Raw genomic sequence first — 7,626 nt, forward strand, 5'->3', positions numbered from 1 at the left:
GTTTCGATGCTTTGGCGAACGGCAGACAGATCGGTCAGGGTGCTGGCCATGTGGTCCTCCTCGGTTGCCACCCAGCCTAAGCAGTCCCACCGCCGGCCCGCTGTCATGTCCGCGACCCGGGTTTTTCTCACAACGACATGTTGGCGGCCTGCCGGGGTGGTCAGGACCGGGCCAGCCGCGCGACCCCGAGGGCCGCCTTCAGATCTTGCCCCAGGAACCGCAGTTCCAGCTTTCGGCAGTCGGAGGCGCTTGCGCCTAGCCTGACGCTGTATCCGGTGCGTACCGACGCGGCCGGAGTGGTTGCGTCCGCAAGAACGTAGAAACGGGTGCCGATGGCGTCGCGATGCGCCATCATGATTTGTGTCGTCGTGCCTGAGCGGAAGGCCAAGCCGCGCAGTTCGCGCGAAGCCGGTGTCGCACCCGGCGTGACGGGGTCGAAGGCGCGTACGGTCGCGTGGCTGCCCTGGTTCCGGGCAAACAGCAACAGATGGCAGGTGTGCCGCGGCTCTGCGGGATGGGTTTCGATGACATGATGAAACCCGCTGCACAGCAGGGTTTCCTTCCGTTTTATTTGGCCCGTCGCAAAAAACTTCAGCAGGGACGGAGGCAGCGGCGCCGACTCGGTTTTCGGTATTTCGGAAAGGGGGGTCAGAAGGATGCGGGCATCAATCCCGAAAAAGCGGCAGATCCGGTCCAGCACATCAGGCCGTGGAAAGCTTTCGCCAGACAGATATCGATTGAACTGGGTGCGATTGATGCCCAGACGGCGGCAGACCTCGGACACCGAGGGATAGCCGCTGACCAGCTGCCGGAGGTTCTCGCCAAGCATTGTGCGCAATTCTTCAGGTGTGCGTGCTTTATGGCCCATGCCTTGTCCAGTCATGGCCTATGGCAACGCAACACGACTGTGCCGACACAGCGTCCGCCGTCGGCCTGAACCGGAATATCGCATAATTTTCCCCAAGAGCTTTCCTGTCGGAAAGAACCGACGCTAGGCTAATGCCTTATAGGCCAAAGGCAATAGGCATTTGGCGATTTTGCACAAACTATTTGGGAAAACCGGCCAGATGACACTGACCGGCGACAGTCTCGAGTGGATATGGAGACAAGCGGCCCCCCTTGCGCGGGGGCGACGACCCGTCAGCTGCCGCGCAGCAGGGCGGCCACGCCGGTCCGGGCGATTTCCATCAGTCCAAGCGGGCGCATCAGGTCGGCAAAGGCGTCGATTTTTTCGGGTGTGCCAGTAATCTCGAAGATGAAGGAATTCAAGGTGCTGTCCACCACGTTGGCGCGAAAGATGTCGGCCAGGCGCAGCGCCTCGACGCGCTTTTCGCCTTCGCCCACGACTTTGATGATCGCCAGTTCTCGCTCGACCGAGGGGCCTTCGACGGTCAGATCATGCACGTCGTGCACAGAAACGATCCGGCCCAGCTGCGCCTTGATCTGCTCGATCACCTGCGGTGTGCCGGTGGTCACGATGGTGATACGGCTGAGGTGGCCGGTGTGGTCGACCTCGGCCACGGTCAGGCTTTCGATGTTGTAGCCACGTCCGGAAAACAGCCCGATCACGCGCGCCAGGACGCCGGGTTCGTTTTCGACCAGAACGGCGATCGTGTGGCGCTCCTGCACGTCCGAAAACGTCGGGCGCAGGTTATAGGCCGAATGGCGGGTAGAGCCTTTTTTAATGTGTAGGGCAGACATTTATGTCCCTTTCTTCAACTTTCGTGCGCCGGAAGGTCCGGCCGGGTGCGATGGGAGCGATCAGACCAGTACCGAGCCCTTGGAGTCGATCACACCCTGTGTTTCGGCCTCACCCAGCAGCATCTCGTTATGCGCCTTGCCCGACGGGATCATGGGGAAGCAGTTCTCGTGCTTTTCGACCAGACAGTCAAAGATCACCGGACCGTCGTGATTGATCATCTCCATGATCGCGTCATCCAGATCGGCCGGGTCCGAGCACATGATTCCCTTGGCCCCGAAGGCTTCGGCCAGCTTGACGAAATCGGGCAGGGCCTCGGACCAGGAATGCGAGTAGCGTTCGCCGTGCAGCAGCTCCTGCCACTGGCGCACCATGCCCAGGCGTTCGTTGTTCAGGATGAACTGTTTCACCGGCAGGCGGTATTGGACGGCGGTGCCCATCTCCTGCATGTTCATCAGCCAGCTGGCCTCGCCCGCGACGTTGATCACCAGCGCGTCGGGATGCGCCATCTGCACCCCGATCGAGGCCGGGAAGCCATAGCCCATGGTGCCCAAACCGCCCGAGGTCATCCAGCGGTTGGGGTCTTCGAACCCAAGGAACTGCGCGGCCCACATCTGGTGCTGGCCCACTTCTGTACAGACGTAGCGGTCACGGTCCTTGGTCAGTGCCTCAAGTCGCTGCAGCGCGTATTGCGGTTTGATCGACTTTTCGCTGTTCGTGTAGGCAAGGCAGTTCACCTTGCGCCAGTCCGAGATCTGGGCCTGCCACTTGGTGACGGCCGCGGCGTTGGTCTTGCGCCCGCGCGCCTTCCACACTTTCAGCACGTCTTCCAGAACATGCGCCACGTCGCCCACGATTGGGATGTCCACTCGGATCACCTTGTTGATCGAGGACGGGTCGATATCGATATGCGCCTTTTTCGACTTGGGCGAGAACGCGTCGATGCGCCCGGTGATCCGGTCGTCGAACCGGGCGCCGACATTGATCATCAGGTCACAGTCATGCATGGCCATGTTCGCCTCGTACAGGCCGTGCATGCCCAGCATTCCGATCCAGTTCTTGCCCGATGCGGGGTAGGCGCCCAGACCCATCAGGGTCGAGGTGATGGGGAAGCCGGTCGCGTCCACCAGCTCGCGCAGCAGTTGGCTGGCGGCAGGGCCCGAATTGATCACGCCGCCGCCGGTATAGAACACGGGCTTCTTGGCGGTTTCGATGGCAGCGACCAGTTCGGTGATCGCGTCCAGATCGCCCTTGACCGCCGGCTGATAATGCGAGGTCGAGGGTTTCGGCGCGGTATAGGTGCCGGTCGCGAACTGCACGTCCTTGGGAATGTCGATCAGCACCGGGCCGGGGCGGCCGGCAGTGGCGACGTGAAACGCCTCGTGCAGGGTTGCGGCCAGCGAATTGGTGTCCTTGACCAGCCAGTTGTGCTTGGTGCAGGGGCGGGTGATGCCCACCGTGTCGGCCTCCTGGAACGCGTCCGAGCCGATCATGAAGGTCGGCACCTGGCCGGTCAGAACCACGATCGGGATCGAATCCATCAGCGCATCGGTCAGGCCGGTCACCGCGTTGGTCGCGCCGGGGCCCGAGGTCACCAGCGCGACGCCGGGCTTCCCGGTCGATCGGGCATAGCCTTCGGCGGCGTGGACCGCGCCCTGTTCATGCCGCACCAGGATGTGACGGATGTCGTTCTGCAGAAAGATCTCGTCATAGATCGGCAGGACGGCGCCGCCGGGATACCCGAATACCGTGTCCACGCCCTGATCCTTGAGGGCCTGGACCACCATCTTTGCGCCGGTCATCTCACGTGTCATCTGCTTTGCTCCGTTCGCGACATGTGTCTTGCGTTTGACATAAAAAAGCCCCCGAAGTTTCGGAGGCGCATGGGTTCGATTATGGTGTACCGTTACCGGCCCATGCGCGTGGTTCCTACGATTACGACTAGCGTTTTCATCGCCAGAGGCTCCTTTTTGCGTGCAGGGACATTATGGGTGGGGGGACGGGGCGTCAACAGGCAATCTGGCCAATTTCCTGTCTCTGCGGTCGAATTTTGCGACATTTTATTGCGCAGATTGACGCATGGCCGGAATTTCCGCGAATGGTGCCGCGGGCACGGGTTCCGAAGTCAGAAAGCGGCAGGTCGATGTCTGAAATGGGCATGAGCCGCACGCGCCGCCGGGTCAGGCTGAACCGGAAAGTGCAAGGACGGAGGCGCGCATGCTTGTGGATCTGGTGGACCTGGGCCGTTATCCGATCGACCGGCCGGACTCGGCGGCCTACCAGCGGCTGATCGCGGATATCCGGCGCGAGCTTGACGCGGACGGGTGCGCGGTGCTGCCCGGTTTAGTGCATGACTGTGGTCTGGCGCAGTTGCTGGCCGAGGCCGAGGCCGTCGCCCCGCGCGCGCATCGCAGTTTCAACCGCACCAACCCCTATTTCACCCGAGACGACCCCCGGTTCGGCATCCGCCACCCGATCCGACGGTTCTATGACCGGTCGAACGCATTTGTACCGGCCGACAATTTCCCCGAGACCGGCCCGTTGCGGCGTATCTATGAATATGATGGCTTTCTGCCCTTTATCCGCGCGGCCCTGAACGAACCCCAGGATCGGTTCTTTCGCTATGACGATCCTCTGGCCGACGTGATCATCAACGTGGTCGAGGAAGGGCAGGGGTTCCCCTGGCATTTCGACACCAACAACTTCACCGTGACTCTGGCGATCCAGAATGCCGAACGGGGCGGGGCGTTCGAATACGCGCCCAACCTGCGCACGCCTGAACACGAGAATTTCGACAAGGTGGCCGCGATCCTCGACGGTGACATGAGCGCTGTCCGGCAACTGGAACTTCAGCCTGGTGACCTGCAGATATTTCGCGGCCGCTACTCACTGCACCGGGTTGCGCCGGTCAGCGGCCCTTGGCCGCGCTATGTGGGTATCTTTTCCTTCGTCGAGGCAGAGGGGATGTGTGGCGGCATAGAGCGGACAAAACAGCTGTACGGCCGCGTGCTGCCGCATCACCTTGCGCGTGCCGGGTGGCGGGCTGACCGTCTGTTGGACTGACCCGCGTCAGTACCCGACGCCCGTGCCCTGCAGCACACCATGTTCCAGTGCGTAGCGCGTCAGGCCGGCGGTCGAGGAAATGCCCAGTTTGCGCTTGATGTTCTTGCGGTGGGTCTCGACCGTGCGGACCGAGATGTCCAGCGTCTGGGCCACTTCCTTGTTCGACTTGCCCTGCGCCAGTTCCAGCAGGATCGTCTGCTCGCGCCCGGTCAGCGCTTCGCGGGTGCTGTCGCCCTTAGGCTCCAGAGAGCCGCTGGCCCCGGTGCACAGATAGCGCTCGCCGCGCATCACCGCATCGATGGCCTGTTTGATCTCGTCGGTCGGCACATCCTTAAGGATGTATCCCTTGGCGCCATGGCTCAGCGCAGTCGAGATGTATTCGGGGCTGTCATGCATCGACAGGATCAGGATTCGGGTCTGGGGCAGGCGTTCCAGAATGATCTCGGTGGCGCTCAGCCCGCCCGTGCCGGGCATGTTCAGATCCATCAGAATCACGTCGGGCCGCAGATCCGGGGCCAAGTCGATTGCTTCCTGCCCGTTGCCCAGGGTGCCGACCACGTTAATGTCGTCATAGCTTTCAAGGATCGACTGGATGCCCTCGGCAACCATCGGATGATCGTCGACGATCAGGACTCGGGTCGTGTCTGTCATCAGGAACCGGCCTTTCTTTTGGGTGTCGCGTCTTCCTGCGGCGGCAGCAGGTGGCTCAGCGGCAGGCTGACCTCGATCACAGTTCCGCTCTGCGCGCCGCGTGATGACAGAATGCGCAGGGTCCCGTCAAGCTGTTCGATCCGCTCCTGCATGTTGCGCAGGCCGATCCCGGTGCTGATCTGGCCCGGCCGGCTGCGCAACCCGCGCCCGTTGTCGGTGATGCGCATCGTGGCGCCTCGCTTGTGGCCGCGCAGGTCGATCGTCACCCGCGTCGCGCCGGAATGGCGTTCGACATTGGTCAGCGCCTCTTGCGCGATTCGGTAGAGCGCGATCTTGCTGTCATGGTCCAGACGGTTGCGGAACACGACGGTGGAAAACTCGGTCTCGATCCCCGTGCGTTCGCGGAAATCGTCGGTCAGCGCCTTGAGCGCGGGGCCGAGACCCAGATCGTCCAGAACACCGGGGCGCAGGTCGCGGCTGATGCGTCGCACCTCGGTGATGGCGGTGCCCAGATTGTCGATCCCCTTGTCCAGCGGCGCCCGCGCACCGTCATGATCGCCTTTTGCGAGGCGCCGGCGCGCATTGTCCAGCGCATAGCGCACTCCGACCAGAATCTGGCTGATCCCGTCATGCAATTCGCGCGCTACGCGGCCGCGCTCTTCCTCCTGGGCGTCGATGACCCGCTTGGTCAACTCTTTCAGCTTGGCATCCGCGAGGCGACGTTCGCGGATGTTCAGCAGCATCCCCGAGGCAAAGACGATCAGCACCGCCGCCAGAACGATGCCGCCGATATAAAGGAAGGTGCGCTGCACGCGCGCCTCGACCTCGGCGCGGGCATTGGCGACGGTGGCAACGATGTCGTCGATGAACACGCCGGTGCCCACCGCCCAGCGCCAGTCCTGCAGGCCGACCACATAGGCGATCATCATCGCCTCTTCCCCGGTCGAGGGCTTCTGCCACATGAAGCTGTGCCACCCGGCGCCTTGCCGGGCCAGCCGGATGAACTCGTCCACCACGGGCACGCCGTTGCTGTCGGTCAGACCTTCCCAGTTGCGGTTGATGAACTCGGTCTGGCGGGGGCTGACCAGGTTGTTGCCGTCATAGTCATAGACGAAAAAGAACCCGTCCTTGCCGTAGATCATCGCCGACAGGATCTGGGCGACGGTCTTCTTGGCCTCTTCGTCATCGGGGGCAGCGCGGCCGTAGATATAGGCAAAGCCGTTGCGCGCCTGGGTGACATAATTGCGCAGTTCCTGCTTCTTGGCCTCGATCAGGCGACGCTCCAGCGCCTGTATCTCACGCTCGGCCGTGGCGCGGGATTCGATGGCCACCATCAGCGCGATTGCCGCCACCGCCAGCACCAGCGGGATGGCCGCGACCAGTGACAGTTTCTGCGCATAAGTCAGCGAAAACAGAGATCGAAGTTTCCCCATGGACGAATCGATACGCAAGCCGCGGCGCAAATGCAAAGAGATTGGGCATCTTTCGCCGTTCCGGGCCCGAAAGTCACGCGGACGATAGCGGTAACAGCCGGTTTTGCCATCATGCCGGATCAAAAAATCGCGCGCTCTACGCAGTAGTAGGTATTCACTTTCAAGCGGCCTTGATTAACGTGTCGACACTCGAAGCGACTGGTCCGGGTGCGCCCGGGCCGTGAATGAATGAAGGGGAGGATCACCTGATATGGATCGTCGCAAGTTTCTGAAGACATCGGCACTGGGCGGCTCGGCCGCGGCGGCAACCGCACTGGCGGCACCGGCCTACGCGCAGGGCAAGCGCACGCTGACCATGGTTACCTCGTGGGGCCGCGGTCTGGCGGGCGTGTTCGACAGCGCCCAGCGCTGCGCCGACAGCATCACCGCAATGTCCGACGGCAACCTGACCGTCGACATCAAGGCCGCGGGAGAACTGGTCGGCGCGTTCGAAGTGTTCGACGCCGTGTCGTCGGGCCAGGCCGACATGTACCACGCCGCCGACTATTACTTCGTCGGTCAGCACCCGGCCTATGCCTTCTTCACCGCGGTTCCGTTCGGCATGACCGCGCAGGAACTGGTGAACTGGTATTACTTCGATGGCGGCATGGAACTGCATGACGAGCTGGGTCAGATCTTCGGCCTGAAGTCGTTCCTGGCCGGCAACACCGGCGCGCAGGCCGGCGGCTGGTTCTCGAAAGAGATCAACAGCCCCGAGGACTTCAACGGTCTGAAGTTCCG

The 7,626-nt window shown here is 62.5% G+C and carries 7 protein-coding genes; 2 read left to right on the forward strand and 5 right to left on the reverse strand.

The genetic code is table 11. The features are described 5' to 3' along the window. Positions 1 to 160: 160 nt before the first annotated feature. From AC2FM3_RS17585 to AC2FM3_RS17595, 3 genes are all read right to left on the reverse strand, one after another. Positions 161 to 883, reverse strand: coding sequence for a helix-turn-helix domain-containing protein (locus AC2FM3_RS17585; RefSeq protein ID WP_496684481.1), 723 nt, complete (start codon positions 881 to 883; stop codon positions 161 to 163). 257 nt (positions 884 to 1,140) lie between these two features. Continuing rightward, positions 1,141 to 1,701 carry an acetolactate synthase small subunit gene (ilvN, locus tag AC2FM3_RS17590; RefSeq protein ID WP_496684483.1) on the reverse strand — a complete coding sequence of 187 codons (561 nt, stop codon included), beginning with the start codon at positions 1,699 to 1,701 and terminating at the stop codon, positions 1,141 to 1,143. 60 nt (positions 1,702 to 1,761) lie between these two features. Then, positions 1,762 to 3,513 carry an acetolactate synthase 3 large subunit gene (locus AC2FM3_RS17595; protein ID WP_496684486.1) on the reverse strand — a complete coding sequence of 584 codons (1,752 nt, stop codon included), beginning with the start codon at positions 3,511 to 3,513 and terminating at the stop codon, positions 1,762 to 1,764. Between the two features lie 403 nt (positions 3,514 to 3,916). Between AC2FM3_RS17595 and AC2FM3_RS17600 the strand changes: the two genes are divergently transcribed. Then, positions 3,917 to 4,762 (forward strand): HalD/BesD family halogenase, encoded by an 846-nt coding sequence (locus AC2FM3_RS17600; protein ID WP_496684488.1) that lies wholly within the window; start codon positions 3,917 to 3,919, stop codon positions 4,760 to 4,762. A gap of 6 nt (positions 4,763 to 4,768) precedes the next feature. Here AC2FM3_RS17600 and AC2FM3_RS17605 read toward each other — a convergent pair whose 3' ends face one another. Both AC2FM3_RS17605 and AC2FM3_RS17610 read right to left on the reverse strand, forming a co-directional pair. Then, the gene (locus tag AC2FM3_RS17605) at positions 4,769 to 5,413 is read right to left on the reverse strand and encodes a response regulator transcription factor (RefSeq protein ID WP_496684491.1); all 645 of its coding nucleotides are present in this window, start codon (positions 5,411 to 5,413) and stop codon (positions 4,769 to 4,771) included. Further along, positions 5,413 to 6,846, reverse strand: coding sequence for a cache domain-containing protein (locus AC2FM3_RS17610; RefSeq protein WP_496684494.1), 1,434 nt, complete (start codon positions 6,844 to 6,846; stop codon positions 5,413 to 5,415). The genes AC2FM3_RS17605 and AC2FM3_RS17610 overlap by 1 nt, the downstream gene beginning before the upstream one ends. Positions 6,847 to 7,096: 250 nt before the next feature. On the opposite strand from AC2FM3_RS17610, the gene AC2FM3_RS17615 reads away from it, so the two are divergent. Beyond that, positions 7,097 to 7,626 (forward strand): twin-arginine translocation signal domain-containing protein (locus AC2FM3_RS17615; RefSeq protein WP_496684496.1); only part of this gene is annotated, 530 nt, incomplete at its 3' end.

It is taken from the genome of Ruegeria sp. BHSB172 (genome assembly GCF_059613165.1).